Raw genomic sequence first — 20,370 nt, 5'->3', positions numbered from 1 at the left:
GTTTGATTTTTTCATCTCACCAAACAAATAGACAATCGTCAAGTCGAAAATAGCTGGAAAAAAAAATTTCGGTAATTAAGTTATCCCGCTTGAATGTTTAGGTGTTTTTTTACGAGCTGAATTGCTGCAATTTTTATTTTCCAGATAATCAAGGGTCTGCTTTCTGACATGATCAGGTGGTTTCCAGCAAGGCAAGAATGCCCTTAATAGTAGCTGTTACAGGAGTAGCCATTCCTGCGCATGCTTTTGCTGCTTCGATCAATCCTTCCGCACTCAATTCGTACCATTTTCTTCGCGGTGTTTCCTTTGTCGCCTCTTTTACCAGACTATCCAAATCCTGAGCTGCCTCTTCTCTCTTCTCTTCCGGCAATTCGGGGAGCATCTGCTCAACTTGCTGACAGAGGCGTTCCAGTTCAGCTTTCAAGGCTGGTTCAGCGGCAGATTGGGCCACTGTGTTGAAGCTGTTTTGGATTGTTGCGTTTGAAATGACATTGCCTCCAATCGTTGAGCCATGAATTGAGACGCTGTTGTCGTTTTTAGCTGCCTGATCGCCGATCATAATATCCCCCTTTGGATTATGGATGACTATATCTCCGCGTTGGTATTCTCTTCTTGCCGTTCTTGGCATGATCTGTAAAATCTTGGCAAGATCAAACGTGCCAGCTTTGCAGATATATTTTGTTGCGCCGCTTTCTTCCAAGGCCAAGAGGTCTTGAAAATCTGCTTTGACTATTTGGAGACCTACCGTTATTCCTTCGATGATACGACTTGCTTCCGGCACAATAACCAATTCACTGAAACGCAGCTCCGGCATAAGATTAAGAATACGCTTCAGATCATCATAAATGATTTTGAAATAGTCGTTGGCTTTGGGTCCGCGCAGCCAGAGCGACAGCTTGCGGTCGTGGTAATCCACCTGAACCAGGGCATCTGCGCTTTCATCCTTGCGCTGGAGAACAACCCCGTTCTGCCAGACCAACTCGCCTTTGATTTCATCATGTCGGCCCACGATGAAGTTGGGCATGATGTGGCGGGGCAGGAAGCCGGTAAAGTCGAATTCAAAGGCAAGGCTGTTTTTTTTATCAAAGCCGTGCTTGGGTTGGTCGGAATCCAGCAGAGCCGGGATGATGATCATGTCCTGTTCATGGCGGCAGGGGAAGCAGAGCTTGAATTGCTCCATCGCCTGAATGATGATGGCTGCCTTTTCTGCGGGATAGCTGAGTACATTTCCGAGGTTATCCTCCACCTTGGCGGCACTGAGGATGCGGACAATCTCGTCCCTGTCCAGTCTGCCCTGCTTTTCCTTGGCCTCTTTGGAATAGAGCAGGGTATAGACACCGTATGTCAGCCAGCGCGGGTTGAGGATGTAGCTGTCCAGAGCAGCCAGTTTGGGGAAATGGACAATAACGCCGAGCTTGTCAAAGAGGTCCAGGAGCCAAGCCTGATTGAGGTCGCCCTGCTCGGCAAGCCCTTTGTCGGCGCAGAGATCAAGCCAGTCGGTTTTGGGGAGAAAGGATTCCGTTCCGGAGCGGTCGGTCAGCTCGTCCAGCACTGCCAGATGGGCCTTGCCAAAGCGGACGCTATGCACACCCAGTTCCGCAACCTCTTTGCTGAGGTCTTTTTGGAAACGCTGAAACTCCAGGGCATAGTTGTTTTGGTATTGAGTGCAGGAGAGCGGGTAAAAACCGAGCACGTTATCATGCTTTTCCTTGAGCCGGGCCATGTCCAGGTTAACGGCGCAGAGATCGGCCTTGTTACCGACCAGCATAACCGGGGCCTTGCTGCCAAAGGCCCGCACATGCTCCAGCCAGTATTCGGCCTGCTCATTGGCGTTGATCTCGGTGCGTCCGTCCAGAAGGAGGACATAGAGACAGCGGGAGCGGAGAAAGAATTGGTGAGTGGCATGGGCCACGACCTGACCGCCGAAGTCCCAGAAATGAGCGGTGATTTCCGTGCCCGGCACCTCCCAGGTGGAGATGTCTATGCCCGGTGTCATTTTTTCTTTGCCGGGGTTTACTTCAAGGCCGTTCAGGGCGCGAATGAGGGATGTTTTGCCTGCCTCGCCGTAGCCGAGAAAGATGACGCGGACTCGGTTGAGGGCACCGATTGTTTTACCAAGACTTTTTAGGTAAACGTTGATCTGGACGGGTTCTTGAGCAAGGATTTCTTCCGGGAGATTGACAACGGCTTCAAGGAATTTTTTATCTGTTGGCACCCCGTCAATACGGCCTTGGAACCAGTCAGCCCAGATGTCAAAGCCGTGGCCAACGTCTCGGAGAGCTTGAACTAATTTTTTTGCGCGTTGACGCAACTCTTGGTTCTGAGAAGCATAGAGATGGAGATAGAGATAGTCAACGCCTGTTTTCTTGTAGTTTTTTTTCTTTTCGAGAGATGTTAATTCGTTAGCAAAGTTTACGCCTGTGGATTGAGCTGAAGCAACAAAAGCACCAGTATTTAGCTCAGTTAGAGAGAAATTTAATGCTGCATTATAACATCTGTTTTTCTCTCCAGAAAGAAAGTAACCTGAAATTCCACTGGAAAAATATTTTTTTTCTATCGTTTCTTTTTCTATTCGTGAGAATGAAGAAGATAATTCTATAGTGAAAAGTTCAAGGCGTACATTAAATACCAAAATATCTACTATTTTTCTTGAAATACTATTCGGGAGAGAGTGGAGAAATACTATACAATTCTTCTTGCTTTCAATCAACAGAGCTGGCAGGCATTGTGCAGCAACACGGGCACCTAAGGCATTAATCCATTCCTTAGGTAACTGTTGCAGCTTTTTTTCTATTTCTTCCCTGTTCATACGCGTCCTTCAGGCCGGGGCTGTAGGGGCGTTTCGCGAAACGCCCTTACGACGACACCGGCTCATCCATTGCAACCTTGCACAAGCACCCGCCCGCTACCGATAAGTATATTTTTTCTTTCTCTAAAAAGAATTACCCCTTGAATGCAAAGGGATTAACAATGGTCAACCGGTCTTCAATCACCTGCCCGGCCTGCATATCTTCAGAATAGACAACAGAGCATGAACCCTCCAAAGCCGCAGCAAGAATCAGGCTGTCCCACCAGGAAAGCTGATATTTCGTCATGATCTCAAGGGCAATTGCAATTGTCCCGCCAGAAATGACAGTGATCTGAAAGAGATCAAGAAATTTGCGGGCATACTCTGTCACTTTTGCCGGTTCCAGGATGCGCTTCCGAAGCGTCACTGCGACAAACTCGCTGATCACTTGGGGGCTTATCACAATACCGTCCTGCATCAACAATTCTTCCGCAACGGCCCGCTTATCAAGATCATCAGCCACTGAATACACAAAAATATTCGTATCAACAAAGAAATTATCGCCCATGAATCTCCTCCCTGTTAAAGGAGTAATCAACAGGCAGCTTCCCCTCAGCCTCCTGAAAAATCTCTTTCAGAATCGCCTTTTTTTCCTGCGCCGATCCTTTCTTCCGCCTTTGATACTTGAAGAGCAAAAATTCGTAAAAAGTCAGCAGCTCCTGCTGTGCTGCTTCGGGAAGAGAAGAAAGATTAATAAAATTATGGCCGATCTGAAGGGAATTTCTGTTTGTCTGCATGATATGTTTCCTCATAAAAAGTACGCGGGCAGCAGCCGTAACCAAGCACCCGCCTGCTGCCAATAAGTCTATTTTTTCTTTCTGAAGATATATTTTTTATACCTCCAGGTATATTTTTTCTACTTCGAGATCAAAAAAATACACCTGGAAATAGTCCGATTACACCTTCCGGTATATTTTTTCTTTGCAAAGACGTTCGATTTCCTTTTTTCATCCCCTCTTTTACAGCTGCACCTTGGGCTGTCCAGCCTGCACCGTATTATGAATATATTCCTGAATAACGTCCGCAGCCAACTGATTGCCAGCAATATTCCAATGCGAGTCCCTTGGCCTGTACAAACGCTCTGTCTGGGCCTTTTCCGCAAAAAACGGCAGCAGGTCAAGAAAGGCAACCCCCATGTCCTTCAGCCCGGCGGCAAGCCGCTCATTGGGCAGCACAGTATTCCAGCCGCTGTCCTGCACAGCAAGCTCTGCGCGGACTTTTTGCTGCAACCCCTTGTTAATCTGGACTTCATCAGGGATAATCACGACTGCAAAGGGAATATCCAGCTCCTTGCAGATATTCCGCATCTCCTCCACAGAGGCGAGGACCTGGTCAATCAGCGGCAGCACATCTGCCCGCTCAGTCAGATAAAGCACGCTGCGCTCCTTTTCCACATTCAGATAAGCAGACTCGTCAAACGATGGGCAGTTGTCGCAGTAGGTACCTGTGCCATGCACAACCTGGCCCTCATATTTAGGGCGAATGACGAACAAATACCGAAGCAGGGAGGCTGCATAGGAATACTCATACCATTTCTTCTTTCTGATGCCTTCGATTATATCATTGCCGATAAAAAAGGAGAGCAGCACCATATCCGGCTCAAACCGCAAGGCTTCCTGCCGCAGGATGGCAAGGTAGTCTCCAGGTCCGGTGCTGGGAATGCCCAGATTGCAGACCTCTGCGTCAAACCCTTTGTCCTGGAGTTGAGATTCCAGCAGGGTGAGATAATTGTGCTTGTACGGGACAACACCAAAGGCAAAGGAGTCGCCAATCGCTGCGATGCGAAAACTTCCCTTCTTTTTCCCGAAAAATTCCGTGTCCTTGAATCCTTGCGAGTTCAGCTTGAAATTAAAATCCGGGGAAAAGGGCTTGCCACGGAAACGGTTGTACGAATCATCATAAAAGATGAAGAGCGGGTGGAAAAAATGAAAGATGCGGACAGTCAGTTCGCCTGCTGACAGGGAGAGCAGCAGCACAAAGAGTATGGAGGCTGTGGTTCGGAAGGCACGCTTGTTCATTATTTTCCTGTTTTTCTCGTTCATACGCTTTCTTCGGGCTATACTGTAGGGGCAATTCATGAATTGCCCCTACGACGGCACCGGCTCATCCATCGCAACCTTGCACGAGCACTTGCCTGCTGCCAATAAGTCTATTTTTTCTTTCTGGAGATATATTTTTTATACCTCCAGGTATATTTTTTCTACTTCGAGATCAAAAAAATATACCTGGAAATAGTCCGATTATACCTTCCGGTATATTTTTTCTTTGAAAAGGCAGACAGAGACTATTTCAGGAAGCAATCTCCTTGTTCTGAGACAAACAATTCAGTTTACTGCGCAGACGCTCCAGCGTCTCAAGCTCCCCTTCCCATTCAATCAGTTCCATATCATCAACCTGTCCGTACATTGCCTCTCTGTCGAGCTTGCCGTATCGGTCTTCAAAACCTGTTATTTTATTCTGAATACCGCTTATCTGTTTTTTCAGGAGATCGGCTTCCAAACCGACAAGAGCCTGTATCTTTCTCAGTGTCCAGAGATCACTGTTCTGTGCAATTACTTTAGTCATGTTTCCTCCTTCTTGTTCATGTACTATGAAATGAACTGCATAATTCCAGCATAATATTTCAGAGTCCAGTAAGGTAATTTGCAAAACATCCCTCCAATACCATGCAACGCCCTCCCCTTTCTTACCAGACAATATCCACAGGATACTGCTCAACAACAGCATCACGGCTGAGAAGGATAGCTTTTTCAACCCTGGCCTGGGCAATAACAATTCGGTCAAAAGGATCTTGATGATAATGAGGAAGGCTTGCCAGTGCAAAGACGTGGGCAGGGATGATAGGGAGTACCTCAAGCCCATTGATTTTTTGCTGGGCCTGCACAATATCATGCAGAGGCAGCTTGAGTTTCAGCCTGCCGAGCTGGTGCTTGCTTTGCATTTCCCAAATGCTTACCGTGCTAAGCAAAAGGGTGTTTTGCGGGTCTTGACAAAGCTCAAGAGCTTTTGGCGAGAGCTTGGATATATTACTGTCCCACCAGATAAATGCATGGGTATCAAACAAGATTTTCATGTATTCACCTCTGGCCAGAATTCTTCAGTTAGCGGTTCATCGAAATCCTCGGTTGTTTCCAGAGCACCTGAATGCAGTTCAGGAGTGCGTCCGCCTGGAAATGGAGTGAGAGGAACTATCCGGGCCAATGGAATGCTTCCATCTGTAAAGGTAATTGCATCCCCATTCCGAACATCTGTCAGTACTTGTTCAAGGGTTGGTTGTTCGCTTTTAATATTAACGGTTCTAGTAACCATTTTACTGCCTCTTTCATAGAAAAACTCAAAGATTTAAAGATATATTTCTCATTAACCCGATTTCTTTCAGATGGGTCAGTTTACCACGCACACGCTCCAGCGTCTCAAATGAATTGATAATGCTGCATAATGGCGAGTTTATTTGGTCATATCTCTGTTACTGCCAAGAAATATTCCGCTGGATGTTGTATGCCATATTTTATTCAACCATAATTCCCTTTTCCTTGCTTGCAATTTCCTGATAAGTACTCTAAAAATTCATCTCCAACTAACGAATCATGCAAAGGACGATCTTATGTCAACAGAACGTAATATTGAACTCAACACCAGCGAAGTACTGTGGAAGCTCACCGACCTCTACGCATCCCTGGACGACCAGCAAATTCAGGATGATCTGGACTTTTGCCACCAGGAGGCAGATCTCATCCAGGAAATTCAAGGCAAACTGGACGAACTGGAACCGGCAGTCTTTGCCCGCACCATCCGGCGACTGGAGCGCATCCAGGAAAATCTGGGCCGGATTGCAACCTATGCCTTTCTCAATTTCTGTACCCAGGTCAAAAACGCCGAAGCAGGTGCTTTTCAGCAAAAAATCAAGGAAGAAGCCAGCAAACTTGAGCGCAAGCTGGTCTTTTTCAATCTGGAATGGGCCAAGATGGATCAGGCCCTTGCAGAGCAGTTCCTGGCCCATGAAGAGGTTGCGACCTATGGGCATTTCCTCCGTAACCTCCGCCGCTATGCCGATCATCTCCTTTCTGAGCCGGAAGAGAGTCTGCTGGTGGAGTTCGAGCCTGTGGGCACGGAAAGCTGGCTGAATCTCTTTGAAAAGGTGCTCGGATATCTGGAATTTGGCGAGAACAAACGCAGCGAGGAAGAAGTGCTGTCTGATCTCTATGACAGCGACCGGGAAGTCCGGCGCAAGGCAGCCCAGGAACTCACCAAGGGACTGCAAAGCCAGCTCCATATCCTCACCCATATTTTCAACACCATCCTGGCGGAAAAGATGATCAGCGATCGGCTGCGCAACTATCCCTCTTGGATCAGAACCCGCAACCTGTCCAACGAGTTGGAGGATGTTACGGTTGATGCCCTGGTCACCGCCTCAGTGGATCGCTACGACTTGGTGCAGCGTTATTACCACCTGAAAAAGGACCTTCTGGGCCTGGATGATCTCCAGGATTACGACCGCTACGCCCCCCTGCCCTCCCTGCCGGAGCAACAGATCTCCTGGCAGGAATGTCAGGAAATGGTTTTGGAGGGATTTCGTGGTTTTTCCCCGGAGCTGGCCGATATAGCCGAGCTCTTCTTCAGCAAGAACTGGATTCATGCCCCTCTGTTGGATGGAAAACGGGGCGGAGCCTTTGCCCATCCCTGCGTGCCTGATGCCCATCCCTATGTGCTGGTCAATTACACCGGTAATCTGCGGGATGTCTCTACTGTGGCCCATGAACTGGGACATGGTGTCCATCAATATCTGGCCCGCAAACAGGGCTATTATAACAGCAACACCACCCTGGTCCTGGCCGAGACTGCCTCGGTCTTTGCCGAGCTGCTCATCTTTCATCGTCAGCTGGACATCCTGGAAGATCTGGCCCAGCGTCGCGCCTTTATCTGCCAAAAGCTGGAATCCATCTTTGCCACAGTCTTTCGCCAGATCTCCATGAACCGCTTTGAAGAGCTGATCCATAATACCCGCCGGGGACATGGCGAACTCTCCACCGAAGCCCTGTCTGACCTGTGGATGGAAAGCCAAAAAGCCATGTTCGGTGATTCTGTTCATCTGGGCGAACAATACCGGATCTGGTGGTCCTATATCCCCCATTTTCTCCACACGCCGGGCTATGTCTACTCCTATGCCTTTGGCGAGCTGCTGGTGCTGGCCCTGTACCGCATTTATCAGCAGGAAGGGGCGGCCTCCTTTGTACCCAAATATATTGAACTGCTTTCCCAAGGCGGCAACCAATCGCCCTATGAGCTACTCAAACCCTTTAATATTGATCTCAATGATCCTGAATTTTGGCAGGGCGGTTTGGCGGTGATTGAGGAAATGTTGGTGGGAGTTGAGGAAAAATTACTTTACGCAACGCCATAACATGTTAGAATACGTTCCAATATAATTACCATTCCGCATTTTCAGGCCGGAACAACAAAACATGAAAGTTGATCGGGTGACTCCAAGGAGTCGATCTTGTACTTTCATATAAACTCAAGAGAGGCGTATTGACATGTTACGATCATTTCTATTTTTCATCTCCATTTTTTCAGGCCTTTTTATACTCATAACTCCTTTAACTCCTCTCCAGGCCACTCCTACCGGGAATAATTCACCACAGACCGAGCAAAAAACAACAGGTACATCCCAAGCAACAACAAAAAATACAGAGAAAAAAGAAGAAAAGAAAATAGACCCTGCCTATGCCAAAATGACACAATCTCAACTCAATCAAGTAAAACGGTACGACTGCCGCTTACCAAAGGAGTTAGTTTCTCACGATTATAACGCTCAAAAAGAAAAAGCTTCTGCCCCTGAGAAAATGACCCAAAAGGACGCCAGTAAGCCCTCCAAAACGCCTTTATAGCATCTGACAACTCTCTTCAAGAAAACTCCCTGGGCAAAAAAGAAAAATCATCCTTTACATTCAGCGTGTTAAGAAAAAAAGAATAACCATCACTAAACTTCTTGCATTTATTCGGTGATTTCATACAATTGATCTTAAGGATGAGGCGGTGATTTTTTTTTCAGCCTCAGAAAAAAAACTGCCTGCCACAATACTCATCATTAATGTAAAATATGATTGTACTTTGATGAGCAGGCTCAGATAACCTAAAAAAAGGAGTTGGATCAATGAAAAATTCACTTATCTTTTTGACAGCATTTGCAGCCTTATTCTTTGCTGGTGCTGGAGCCAATGCAATTGCAGGTGATGCCCAGCCCGCAGCAGCCACAGTAGAGGCTGAAGATCCCCAACCAACTCTTTACGAGCAACTGGGTGGAGCACCCGCTGTTGATGCTGCTGTAAAAGGTTTTTATGATAAGGTGCTGGCTGATGAACGGGTGAATGGCTTTTTTGAAGGTGTTGACATGGATCGCCAGATCAGGATGCAAACCGAATTCCTGACCTTTGCCTTTGGCGGACCCAATAATTACCAAGGAAAAGATCTGAGGGCAGCCCATGCTCACTTGGTGGCTAAAGGTCTGAACGACACCCATTATGATGTTATCATTGAACACCTGGGAGGCACTTTGCAAGAGTTGGGTGTGTCAGATGAGTTGATTGGAGAAGCAGCTGCCGTAGCCAATTCTGTTCGTGACGACATCCTTGGAAAATAAGCACCACAAACACTGAGTCCCTCCTGTCTCAGAGCAAGGATTGCTGAGAACAACAAGGCAGGCTCTCTTCAATGAGTCCTGCCTTTTTCTTTATCCTCTCCCTCACCTAAATCGACTCCTGTTTCACCGCTCCCAGGAAAAAATGAGATCAGCACCACTGGTTTTGGCATTGGTGGCCGTTTCAACGGAAAATCCGTACAAGAGGTCATAGCGGGCCTTAAAGGTTCCTCCAGCTCCGGTCAGATCCTTACCATAGCTAATATAGAGATCTTTATAAATCTCCTTGCCCATGACTAAAGCCACATCTGAGGCATCCTCACCACCACCAATACTGAGATCCACAAGGCCTTCCATATCAAGGTTTTTGAGCGGATCAACTGTCTTGAGTAAAACCCCGCCACCAACCTTTCCCAAAGCTGCTTCAGCTGGAGAAAGCCCTTTCTCTTGTGTATCAGACGTAGAGATGTCCTGTCCTGTTAACAGATACGAAAGGATCTCTGACTCATCCATTGCTGTATCTGAAAAAAGCTGCATCTCCATACTGTTGACAGACCCCATAAGACGCACCCCTAATTCCATATTATCTATTTCTCTGGAGGCCTGAATATCCAAGCCAGGATCGTCAATCGGTCCGCCCTGATAAAAAACCCGGCTCTGGCCGAGTTCCAGCCTATTGCCCTCAAAATCAAAGGTCCCGTCACGAAGATCAAGATTGCCAAGAGCAGTAACCGGGCGCCCAGGCTTGGCCTTGATCTGCAAAGTGCCCTCCAAAAAACCTTTTAAGCCAAAGGTATTGACCATAACCTCTTCCCCCATGACCAGCTTGAGATCAAGATACATAGGAGAGGCTCCTTGTACAGGCTGGTCATCATCAATAATAACCACATCCCTTGAAGAGGATAAAGCCCCGCTAAAGCCTGTCGGAGCGATCTCTGCCTTATTCAGGGTCACTGTTCCACTGAGCCGGGTATCAGTGCTTGCATAATACAAGCGAAGATCTGGACTGATGACAGCGCGATATTCCGGCAGATCAACTGCCTGAAAATTTTCACCGGAAAGAACAAGATCAGCCAGCCAATGTTGCTCAGCATCCAGGCGAGCTATACCGCTGAGTTTCATTCTTCCTTGACCAGAACGACATTCCGCCTCTATGGTATTGGACCGACTATCCCCGGCAAAGGCAACCTGGAGATCCTTGAGACCAATACCAGCTACGGGTAGAAAAATTTCGCCTTCTTTCTCACCCTTCTTTGTGAGACCTTTACCTTGGGCCAGGGTACCGTTCACTATTGGCTTGCGAGCTGTTCCACTGAACAACACACGACCTCCGAACGTTCCTGTGGCCTGAACAGCCTCATCAGTCAGGTAGGCCAAGGGACTGAGATCTTTTAAATCCAGATCCAACTGACCCCGCAAGGGCATTTTTTCTGGCTTGCTGAAATCCGTACAATTTTCCACGACAATGTCCAGATCAGCAGTACTGTCATCTTGCTGGTCCTTCTTGTTTTCCCGATTATCATTCTGAAATTGGGTACGGGCCTGCAAACGAGCTGTTCCATCACGCAGTTGAGCCTCAATACTATTTTCTGTCCAGCGCCAAACCTTGGTGCTGACCTCCTCTTTATCATCCTCAAAGACCTCCGTGGTCAGAGAAAGTTGAGGAAGTTTGAAAGAGAGTTTTGCCTGCTCAGGAACAGCACCCCGCCCTTGAGCTGTCAAACTGAGTTGGGCGATGCCTTCAAGGTCCGGGACCGGAAGCTGCCAATCCTGCAAGAGTTTGAGGCTGAAATCATCCACGCCCCCCTTGACCTGCCAACCATCTTCCTGCTTCCAGGCCCCGTTAAGGGCGATGTTCATTTTTTTATGATGCAGTCTGAAATCAGTAAGCCTGGCTTCCTGGCCAGATAAATGCAAAGCAGCAGGCCTGGCCATTGCCCATGTACCAAATTGCCTGTGTTCAAAATCCAGTGCAGTCAACCTGCCGGTCCATACCTGTTCTTGTAAACCACCCGCCGCCGTCAATTGGGCCTTTCCCGGTGTTCCATTCAGTACTATCTCCAGTTCATGATCCTCGGTTGTCCCCTGCACATCCAAAGCAAGAGTACTGATTTCTTCTTCCTTGACCTGAATCCCGGCAGCATCCAGATGGGCTGCAATCTTCCCTTGCTCACGAAGATTTGCCGCAATATCAGTGTTCAGTTCTTTAAGTCGATACTCTGCATACTGGATATTACCGGCCTTCATGGTCAGATTCAGGTTAGGCTGGTGAGCCTTGCCATGCAGGGCCCCTTGCAGCTGAAAATTACCCTGGGCCCCTGGGAATAAATCAGCAACATCTGCTGATTCTGCTTTAAAAGTAACATCAAGCTGCTGAGCAGAATCAACAGAGCCGTGAACCCATACCTGCCCTGAACCAAGGCCCAGGTGTAGATCATCAACCTGAAGAGCTTTATTTCTCAGTTCAGCTGTGCCGCTTCCGGTCAGAGGAAGATCCCGTAAGGTTCCGCTCAGTCTTTTAATGTCCACAGCAACAGCCAGTTCATCACCCTTTTTCTGGCCCAGAGAAGATATTTCCGTTGTTATGTCGCCAGACCATTCCGAAGCAAACAGCGAGGGATCAAATTGCTCACCTCTGCAATCAATCTGCCAGGCTATTCTATCTCCCCAGCCCACAGTCCCTGTTGCTGTAACCGTTCCCTGCTTATTCACAACAACACGAAACTCATCCACACTGGCAGCCTGTTCCCCCTTTTTCAAGTTCAGTTTCGTCTGCACATCGGTTTGCAGATGTTGCAGACTATAGTCCTGAAAAATAAGGTCGCCCCCGGTCAGGCTGAGCTGAATCACAGGCTGCATTAAAATTCCCCGGGCCTCAATTGCGGCCTCAAAATGACCTTGAAGCTCAGGAAACAACGACGATAAATCATCAGATCGTGCCTGAACCGCAACCTGAACCTGTTGTTCATCTGCCTGCCCGGCAACCTCTATCTGGGTGGAACCGGATTGGAGTTGCAGATCCTTGATATTGATTCTCTTGCCATCAACAGCAACCTGACCTTTGCCAGCAAGGGGGAAACCGCGTAAGGTCCCACTCAACTCATCAAGTTCAACCTGGGCAACCAGTTTTTCGCTGTTTTTTTTCCCCTGTGAACGTATTGTGGTTTGAATATTTCCTGACCATTTTGGAAGAAAGAGTCCTGGGTTCACTTGCTCACCACGTACTTCTGTCTGCCAGGAAATTTCTTTGCCCCAGCCAAGCTGCCCACTCACATCCAGAGACATATTCTGATCAAGCTGCAGACGCATTTTCTTGATCTTCATCTGATTTTCTTGAGGCTCCTGATCACCCATAACCAGGTCAGCAGCAAGATCAGCCCGTACTTTGCTCAAACTATACCCAGCAACTTCAATTCCTGACCCTTCCAGCATCAGATTAACACCAGGGTTTTCCTGTTGGCCTGTTGCGGTTCCCTGGAGATGAATTTTTCCGGCATATTCAGGAAAAAAATGAGAAAGATCATCGGATGCTGCCCGGACTTTAAGATCAAGAGAGTTGTCCTTGGCAATGCGCCCGTCAAGATGGGCCTCAGCAGAACCAGCCTGAAGCTGCATGTTATTAAAAAGGATACCCTGGTTATCCAATACCATGCCACCGCTGCCTTGAAGAGGAAAGCCCACAAGTTCGCCATCCAGAGAAGTAATATTCACCTCTAAAGAGGTACCTGAAGGCCCCATCTGACCTTGACTCTCAATGAATCCATTAATGCTACCTGGCCACTTTTCTGCAACCAAGGCAGGATCAAGAGCCTTTCCCACCAGTTCAGCCTGCCAGGAAAAACCGCCTTTCCACTGAATTGCTCCTCGGGTGGTGAGCTTCGCCTCCTGATGTTGAACTGAAAAATATTCAATGGCAAGACCTGTATAATCCTCAGCAATAACCTTGGCCTCAGCCTGAACAGGAGGGTAGCCCTGATAATGGATATCAGCCGCAAGGGTGCCTTGATAACTACCTGTTGTGCCTGATGCCTCAATAATACGAAGCGTGCCATCCACCGGCACATCCACCTTGATATCGCTCAGATAAAAATGACCGGTCTTGGCAGCAGCCTGCCATTTAAGATCATTGAGTATATCTGTAAGTTTACCCTCTAAACTTACCTCAGCCGGGGCAATCAGGGTCAGCAACAGGTCAAGTTCATCAAGATCACCCTGAGCATCAATGGTGCCATCAAGATCATTAATGCCAGGATCAGCAACCCGCCAATTCCCTTTAAGATTCATGGGCCAGGCATCGTGAAAGGTAACCTGCCCCTGAAGGTCTACACCATAATCGCGGAGATCCAACTTGATCCGTTGAATATTCACCAAAGTACCCTGCTGCGCTCCTCCAGTCTGGGTCTGCTTCTGAGTATCCAGAGTACTGGCCTGAAGGACAACCTCATTAATAACAAGAGGGTTTTCTTTTTCTGCAAAAGATATCTGGCCATCACGGAGATGCAGTTCTTCCAGCTCAATAGCCAATGGTAGCCTGATGGTCGGCATGGTTACAGGACCATCCTGATCCTTTTCCTTATCGTTCTTACCCGATCCCTTCAAACGAAGGTCCAGTCCCTGGACTGCGATCTGGTGCAACACCAGTCTTTTTTGCACCAAGGCCAGCGGGGACCAGGCAAAAACCAGCTCATCCAAGGCCAGGTCAATCTTTTTATCAATATGCACCTTGACCTTGACCAGTCGCCAACGGCTCAGCAAATGCCCTTCCACCTCCTGCACAGAAAAAACAGGCCCACTCAATTTATCTGCTGTGCGGAGCATAAACTGAAAACCAGGCTCAGTGGAGAGTATCAGAAAGAAAAGAGCACAACAAACCAGACAGGATACAAAGAGTAAAAACAATCCATTCCGCAAAGGACGTCGGGGTGGAGGTAGATCGTCAGATTTCATCAATCAGCAGGTTATTATTCGTTTTTTTAAGAGATTCTTCCCGGAGACATCGGGATCGACCGACAACAGGGTATCAGGAAAAATTAACAAGGGCATGGTATACGCTTTTATGATGAATTAATAATATGCAGCGGTTGGGCCGCATTGTATATTCGGTTGAAAGAATGCAGCCGTTGAATGCCTTTTCAGTTCAGCCATAACCGATTATATGCTATAATGTCAAGATGCATAATCCACCCGCAACCCTTTCGATAGTACGTAAATTACAAAAAACGTCATGACAGAAGTATTTAATCGGGGTCTGTCCCCTGTTTTTCTGCATGGCCCGTGAGGTTGCTAGCGAAGCAATACTTGCCCGGAGTGTTACCTCGGGTTGATATATTCCGCCTTCATAACCTTGGAGAAAAAAAGTATGGATAGGCATCTGCCCGCAAAAGTACTTCTTGTTGATGATAACGAGGAGTTTGCCAATCTGCTTGCCCATCGCCTTGAAATCAGGGGGATGAAGGTCGTTGCTGTAAGCTGCGGTGAAGAGGCCGTGGCCTTGGTGAAAAAACAACGTTTTGATGTAGCGATCATTGATCTATCCATGCCAGGTATTGACGGAATTGAAACATTGAAACAGATTAAGGCCATAAGACCTGCTCTTGAAGTTCTGATGTTGGCCGGGCATGCCACTGTGACTGGCGGTATTGAGGCTATGAAACAGGGGGCCAGTGATTTTTTGCAAAAACCAGTGGAGATAGATGAGCTGTTGAAAAAGATCAAGGCAGCAAGGAAGTCCCGGCTCACTACGTTGCACCAGAGAACAGATGCTGAGATGCAGGAGATTTTGATACGAAGAAGCTGGTAGTTCAGGGCGATCTTTTTTCTGAGGAGAGAGCAGGTTATGCCAAACAGAACAAAGGATATACGAGAAATGGTTATCCCGCTTGAGCGTTGTCCCTGGCTGTACGATGACCAGACTCTGGACAAAGCCATTGCCCTGTTTTCACGGAGTCCATCTGAAGAATACCCTGTTGCGCTTCCTCTCTTACTTATTCTTAACCGAAAGAATACTCTGGTGGGGAGGTTGTCACGGGCAGATATCCTCCGAGGTCTGGTACCCAGCCTGTTGGGAACAGGGAGAGGCGGAAGCAAGTTTTCCTGGACCAATACCGATGATCCGCACCTGACCTGTCTTTATGAAGACCATGCCCTTGCCGAATGCGGAGGCAATCGAACGCGATTGGTTCGTTCCCTGATGCGTCCTGTGGATTTTACCCTGCCAGCAGAGACGCATATTCTTGAGGCTATTGTTGTGCTGCACCGCCATAATGCCTCCTGTGTCCCGGTGATTGATGCTGGAGCTGTTATTGGGATCCTTCGTTTTGAAGAGATCTTTCATGCCATGTGCAATACCTGGTGTACGCTGCCGCAGAAATAAGAGCCTTTCCTCGGTGGAGAAAAGCAAAAAACAATACTACGTCGGAGCAGGAAGATGCAGTCTGCACATCCTCAGATACTTCGTTTATCCGGGGTGAAAAAGCGATTTGATTGGAAACGATTGCTCTTTATCTTCACAGGGATAGGGCTTTTTACGGTTGTTTATTTTTTTCCGCCCTGGCCAGATGCTGTTGACCCGACAGGGGCGCATTTTACCTTGACCCGTGAGGGAAAGGGTGCTTTGGCGATTTTTTTGCTGGCCGCAACCTGGTGGATATTTGAAGTAGTTCCTATTGGCGTGACCAGCCTGACCATCGGTGTCCTGCAAGCCCTGTTCATGATCCGGGATCCTGGCACCGCCTTTCGCGATTTCATGGACCCGTCCGTGCTCTTCATCTTCGGTTCTATCATCATCGGTATGGTGTTCACCAAGACCGGCCTGACCCGGCGAATGGCCTATAAGATGCTCTCAATAGTCGGTGAACGAACCAGCATGATCTATCTGGGCTGTTTTGTCATGACTGGCGTGCTGACCCATTTCATGGCCCATACTGCGGTTGCCGCCACCATGTTCCCTTTGCTCATGGCGATTCATTCCCTGTATGCTGATGAAGAAAACCCCACCCGTTTTGGTAAGGGCCTGTTCATGGGCATGGCTTATGTGGCGGGCGCAGGCAGTATTGTCACCTTACTGGGTGCGGCCAGAGGTGCGGTTGCCTTGGGGTTTTATAAAGATATTATGGGGGTGGATGTCAGCTTTTTCGAGTTAACCTGGTATATGTTTCCTGTGGGCTGGCTCATGATCTTCCTGCTCTGGGGCTTTTTCCTCCTCTTTTTCAGCCCGGAACATAGCCGGATTCCTGGCCTCAAGGAAAAGGCGAGCAGGATGTACAAAAATTTGGGCCGTTGGAGCCAGAAGGAGCTCCTTGCAGCCGGAATCGTGTTCGGAACCATCCTGATCATTGCCCTGAAGAATTTTATTCCTGCCCTGGCTAATATCCATAAAACCGGTATACTGCTCTGTTCCACGATTTCCTTTTTTCTCTTCAATATCCTGACTATTGACGATCTTGAAGAGGTGCCCTGGAATATCATCCTGCTCTTTGCCGGGGCCATGTCTATCGGGTTCTGTCTCTGGGAGACCGGCGCAGCCCGCTGGCTGGCTGTGAACTGGCTGGTGCTCTTTCAGACCTCGCCACCCATCGTTTTTATTATTGGCATGGCCTTTTTTGTTATGATGATGACCAATTTCATTATGAATGTGGCTGCCATTGCTATTTCCCTGCCTGTGGCCCTGGTCATTGCCCCGTATCTCAAGGTCAGCGGCGAGGTGATTCTTTTTTCCTCCCTTGTGGTTGCTGGTATGCCCTTTCTCCTTCTGGTCGGTGCCGCACCCAATGCCATTGCCTATAATTCCAAACAATTCAATACTGGTGAATTCTTTCTCTGGGGGATTCCGGCCAGTATCCTGCTGATGCTGGTGGTCTGGCTGGCTGTGGCTGTTATCTGGCCGCTCATGGGGATGGATGTTCTTGTCCATGTAACAATCTGAATTAAGGAGTAATTATATTGGCCCCATATTTTCGGACAGCTATTTAAGGTAGATTTATTCCTAAAAATGCTGAATGTATTTTGACCGCTCGACATCGAGTTTAAAACCCATCCAGCTACTACCGGAGATCATAAGCATGTGACGAAAGACAATCCCCCTGTGACGCAGGGCAATCCCCCTGTGACGCAGGGCAATCCCTCTGTGACGCAAGACAATCCCTCTGTGACGCAAGACAATCCCTCTGTGACGCAAGACAATCCTCATGTGACGCAAGGCAATCCCCCTGTGACGCAAGACGATCCCCCTGTGACGCAAGACAATCCCCCTGTGACGCAAGTCGATCCCCCTGTGACGCAAGACAATCCCCATGCGACGCAAGATAATCCCCTTGTGACGCAAGACAATCCCCATGCGACGCAAGATAATCCCCTTGTGACGCAAGATAATCCCCCCAAGGCGCACATGGCAATTTCCTTTTCCCATCTCCTGCCCAGGCAGATGGGGAAACCCCGCAGGCAGGATACAGGGTGTGCGGCAAGCGAGAATGTGGGGTCGCTCTTTGGGAACCGAAGGGTTTTCCAACCTACAGGCTTACCCTCCAGATGATACTTGCTTTTCCGTCTCATACGCTATACAATAAAAATTAATGATATTTTTCAATGAGGTGAGATATGGAACAGGTTCAGTATATTTCAAATGCAAACAGCAAGATTACCGGGGTTATTGTTCCGATAGACCTGTGGCAGGAGATTGAGTCAGAGCGGGAAACCGTCCGGCTGTTACGGAGTGAAAACATGAAACGCCGTTTACTGAAAGCAAAAAATCGCAAGGAAGGAATCTCTCTTGACGAAGCCTGCACAAGGCTTGCAATTTGATTCAGAGAACACCATGAATGCAGCCTTGAAACCGATCATAAAAAATATCCGTCAGTTTCCCTTATCGGACCAATTGGAATTGATCAGTGAAATAACACGCACACTATCTCGCTGTTACCCGAAGAAACGTGACAGCAACGCAAAAACTCTCTCGAATCACCATGAATGGTTTAAAAAGATCATTCATCTGAATCCGTCTGAAACGTCAACAGAAACGCTTAATCGTCGGATAGAGCAGGAAAGAGAGTCCTGGGATTAGGCATGGCCTTCATTTACGCAGATAGCTGCATTATTATTTACCTGATGGAAGGCGATTTTAACCGAAGAGAACGCATTGCGAAATATCTCTTGCGTTCCAAGTCCGCACCGAACCGGATCGGCTTTTCTGACCTAACCCGCATGGAATGCCTGATTCATCCTGTTCGTGAAGGGAATGTGCAGTTGCGTTCCGCTTACGAAGAATTTTTCAGCGGCCCTTGCTCTGATTATATCCCACTGACTTCCGAAGTTTTTGACAAGGCGACAGAACTTCGTGTCCAATATAGCCTCAAAACACCGGATGCAATTCATCTGGCTGCTGCTCTGGTCAGCGGATGTGATGTATTTCTGACAAATGATCTTCGGCTCAACAGGGTTGATGTCGAAATTTCTCTTGAAGTTCCTCCATTTTAATCTCTTTACTCTTTCCTCAACTTCCTCCTCAGTGCAGGGCACAATCCCCATATGACGCAAGACGATCCCCCTGTGATGCAAAACAATCCCCAAGGGGGGGGGCCGCTTTGGGTGAAGCGAAGGGTTACCCGGCCTACAGGGTTGAACAGGCATCACACAGAAGCACTTGACCGTTGAGTTCCGCTCTGCCGTCCCGCAACAGGCTGAATCGTATGCAGTGCTTTTTCTTCCGACTTCATAGCAAAATACAAATCCCATCGTAATTGAAGGTTCATCCAGAAATCGGCGGAGACACCGAAAAACTTTGCCAGCCGCAGGGCCGTGCTCGGAGTGATGCCGCGTTTTCCATTGATGATCTGATTGATTCGCTGATACGGGACATGAATTGCATCAGCAAGCTCTCGCTGGGTTATTTCCATCGGTCGCAGGAATTCCTCCAGCAGCATTTCGCCCGGATGTGTCGGGGTCCTGTGTGTGGGTATTCGTATCATTATACGCTCCTGGTTAATGCAGACATCGTAAACTTCAAGGCACCTCTTTGGACAAAAAGCGGCACTTTTTAGCAGCTGAAAGTAATTTTATCTTGTGAAAACAGCACATCTTGTAGATGGCATAGTTTTTGCTAATGTCCATTTTTCTTAAAATCGATATGCTTTTCTTATCGTGCTGTTCTTCTGTCGTAATACGCTCTCAGTTGTCCATTTTTTTTGTTGAAAATTGTCCAAATTTCATGGTCAGCTAAACGGAAAATATAAAAGAAAACAGATAGACCTAAAAATATAACTTATTGTTTTCCCGGTATATTGCAAAATGAAAAAAAGGTACAAAAGAAAAAATCAGGGAAATTACAGATAGCCAACTACAACAATAACAATATTTGAAGAAAAGCAATAGCTGACTTTATGCAAGATTTCAAATGCTTATTTTACAAGATAAATCTGATCTTCACGCCATAATTTCTTTACTATGTCTGTAATGGTAATCGGTGATTTCATCATCTGTCGGACCGTTTTCTGTCCATCTGAAACAGATGCGATATTGTTTGTTGATGCGGATACTGTGCTGCCCTTTTCGATCTCCGCTCAGAGCCTCAAGTCTGTTACCTGGCGGCACTCGCAATTCATCAAGCACTGCGGCGGAATCCAATTGATCAAGTTTCCTGGACGTAATTTTCCATAAGTTTTCTGGGCAGGTGTTTCGTGCAGCCTTGGTTGATTTTCCGTTGAAGATATCCTTGGCGGCTTTATTTTTAAAGGATTGTATCATGAGTATATAGTACACGGTTATGGGTGCGATTAAAAGTGCGGTTTTCACCTTTCCGCAGTTGTTTATGCAGCCTTGCAGATACTGTCCCAATACCTGTCCCAGTATCCGTCTGCACGATCAACTCTCAGGGAAAGCATGATCCGGGCAT

General features: G+C 47.7%; 19 protein-coding genes. 8 read left to right on the top strand and 11 right to left on the bottom strand.

Annotated features, from left to right (window positions below; all coding sequences use genetic code 11):
- Window positions 1–172 precede the first annotated feature (172 nt).
- The 7 genes from L2082_RS12205 to L2082_RS12175 all read right to left on the bottom strand — a co-directional run bounded on the left by L2082_RS12205 (window position 173) and on the right by L2082_RS12175 (window position 6,157).
- On the bottom strand, window positions 173–2,809 hold the full coding sequence (locus tag L2082_RS12205) for a COR domain-containing protein (protein WP_446011798.1): 2,637 nt from the start codon (window positions 2,807–2,809) through the stop codon (window positions 173–175).
- Window positions 2,810–2,942: 133 nt separating this feature from the next.
- Window positions 2,943–3,356, bottom strand: a complete 414-nt coding sequence (locus L2082_RS12200; RefSeq protein WP_446009000.1) for a PIN domain-containing protein — start codon at window positions 3,354–3,356, stop codon at window positions 2,943–2,945.
- On the bottom strand, window positions 3,346–3,585 hold the full coding sequence (locus L2082_RS12195) for a DUF2281 domain-containing protein (RefSeq protein ID WP_446008999.1): 240 nt from the start codon (window positions 3,583–3,585) through the stop codon (window positions 3,346–3,348). The genes L2082_RS12200 and L2082_RS12195 overlap by 11 nt, the downstream gene beginning before the upstream one ends.
- 222 nt (window positions 3,586–3,807) lie before the next feature.
- Entirely contained in the window at window positions 3,808–4,866 is a 1,059-nt protein-coding gene (locus tag L2082_RS12190; RefSeq protein ID WP_446008998.1) for an SGNH/GDSL hydrolase family protein, read from the bottom strand.
- Between the two features lie 271 nt (window positions 4,867–5,137).
- The gene (locus L2082_RS12185; RefSeq protein ID WP_446008997.1) at window positions 5,138–5,413 is read right to left on the bottom strand and encodes a hypothetical protein; all 276 of its coding nucleotides are present in this window, start codon (window positions 5,411–5,413) and stop codon (window positions 5,138–5,140) included.
- Between the two features lie 121 nt (window positions 5,414–5,534).
- A complete protein-coding gene (locus L2082_RS12180; RefSeq protein WP_446008996.1) occupies window positions 5,535–5,921 on the bottom strand; it encodes a type II toxin-antitoxin system VapC family toxin in 387 nt (128 codons plus the stop codon).
- A complete protein-coding gene (locus L2082_RS12175) occupies window positions 5,918–6,157 on the bottom strand; it encodes a type II toxin-antitoxin system Phd/YefM family antitoxin (RefSeq protein ID WP_446008995.1) in 240 nt (79 codons plus the stop codon). Before L2082_RS12175 ends, L2082_RS12180 begins: the two co-directional genes overlap by 4 nt.
- 295 nt (window positions 6,158–6,452) lie before the next feature.
- Between L2082_RS12175 and L2082_RS12170 the strand changes: the two genes are divergently transcribed.
- The 3 genes from L2082_RS12170 to L2082_RS12160 all read left to right on the top strand — a co-directional run bounded on the left by L2082_RS12170 (window position 6,453) and on the right by L2082_RS12160 (window position 9,488).
- On the top strand, window positions 6,453–8,249 hold the full coding sequence (locus L2082_RS12170) for a M3 family oligoendopeptidase (RefSeq protein ID WP_446008994.1): 1,797 nt from the start codon (window positions 6,453–6,455) through the stop codon (window positions 8,247–8,249).
- A 133-nt stretch (window positions 8,250–8,382) separates the two neighbouring features.
- Window positions 8,383–8,736, top strand: coding sequence for a hypothetical protein (locus L2082_RS12165; protein ID WP_446008993.1), 354 nt, complete (start codon window positions 8,383–8,385; stop codon window positions 8,734–8,736).
- Between the two features lie 335 nt (window positions 8,737–9,071).
- Window positions 9,072–9,488 (top strand): group I truncated hemoglobin, encoded by a 417-nt coding sequence (locus L2082_RS12160; protein WP_446009002.1) that lies wholly within the window; start codon window positions 9,072–9,074, stop codon window positions 9,486–9,488.
- Between the two features lie 123 nt (window positions 9,489–9,611).
- Here the strand turns inward: L2082_RS12160 and L2082_RS12155 are convergent, their stop codons facing one another.
- On the bottom strand, window positions 9,612–14,303 hold the full coding sequence (locus L2082_RS12155) for a translocation/assembly module TamB domain-containing protein (protein WP_446008992.1): 4,692 nt from the start codon (window positions 14,301–14,303) through the stop codon (window positions 9,612–9,614).
- Between the two features lie 541 nt (window positions 14,304–14,844).
- On the opposite strand from L2082_RS12155, the gene L2082_RS12150 reads away from it, so the two are divergent.
- Genes L2082_RS12150 through L2082_RS12140 form a run of 3 tightly spaced genes read left to right on the top strand, consistent with a single transcriptional unit; the run spans window position 14,845 to window position 17,409 of the window.
- Window positions 14,845–15,285: a response regulator gene (locus L2082_RS12150; RefSeq protein WP_446008991.1), complete on the top strand. Its 441-nt coding sequence runs from the start codon at window positions 14,845–14,847 to the stop codon at window positions 15,283–15,285.
- A 36-nt stretch (window positions 15,286–15,321) separates the two neighbouring features.
- Window positions 15,322–15,858 carry a CBS domain-containing protein gene (locus L2082_RS12145; RefSeq protein ID WP_446008990.1) on the top strand — a complete coding sequence of 179 codons (537 nt, stop codon included), beginning with the start codon at window positions 15,322–15,324 and terminating at the stop codon, window positions 15,856–15,858.
- 54 nt (window positions 15,859–15,912) lie between these two features.
- On the top strand, window positions 15,913–17,409 hold the full coding sequence (locus L2082_RS12140) for an SLC13 family permease (RefSeq protein ID WP_446008989.1): 1,497 nt from the start codon (window positions 15,913–15,915) through the stop codon (window positions 17,407–17,409).
- 60 nt (window positions 17,410–17,469) lie between these two features.
- Here the strand turns inward: L2082_RS12140 and L2082_RS12135 are convergent, their stop codons facing one another.
- Window positions 17,470–17,892, bottom strand: a complete 423-nt coding sequence (locus tag L2082_RS12135) for a hypothetical protein (protein ID WP_446011797.1) — start codon at window positions 17,890–17,892, stop codon at window positions 17,470–17,472.
- A 188-nt stretch (window positions 17,893–18,080) separates the two neighbouring features.
- Here L2082_RS12135 and L2082_RS12130 point away from each other — a divergent pair, with 188 nt between their 5' ends.
- Both L2082_RS12130 and L2082_RS12125 read left to right on the top strand, forming a co-directional pair.
- A complete protein-coding gene (locus L2082_RS12130; RefSeq protein ID WP_446011796.1) occupies window positions 18,081–18,284 on the top strand; it encodes a prevent-host-death protein in 204 nt (67 codons plus the stop codon).
- Between the two features lie 261 nt (window positions 18,285–18,545).
- Window positions 18,546–18,956 carry a type II toxin-antitoxin system VapC family toxin gene (locus L2082_RS12125; protein ID WP_446011795.1) on the top strand — a complete coding sequence of 137 codons (411 nt, stop codon included), beginning with the start codon at window positions 18,546–18,548 and terminating at the stop codon, window positions 18,954–18,956.
- A gap of 152 nt (window positions 18,957–19,108) precedes the next feature.
- Here the strand turns inward: L2082_RS12125 and L2082_RS12120 are convergent, their stop codons facing one another.
- Together L2082_RS12120 and L2082_RS12115 are read right to left on the bottom strand one after the other, a co-directional pair.
- The gene (locus L2082_RS12120) at window positions 19,109–19,447 is read right to left on the bottom strand and encodes a HigA family addiction module antitoxin (RefSeq protein ID WP_446011794.1); all 339 of its coding nucleotides are present in this window, start codon (window positions 19,445–19,447) and stop codon (window positions 19,109–19,111) included.
- A gap of 454 nt (window positions 19,448–19,901) precedes the next feature.
- Window positions 19,902–20,222 carry a type II toxin-antitoxin system RelE/ParE family toxin gene (locus tag L2082_RS12115; protein ID WP_446011799.1) on the bottom strand — a complete coding sequence of 107 codons (321 nt, stop codon included), beginning with the start codon at window positions 20,220–20,222 and terminating at the stop codon, window positions 19,902–19,904.
- Window positions 20,223–20,370: the final 148 nt, after the last annotated feature.

Source organism: Candidatus Electrothrix sp., assembly GCF_052785085.1.
Note: the sequence above shows the minus strand (reverse complement) of the source record. Positions and strands in the feature narration are given on the sequence as shown.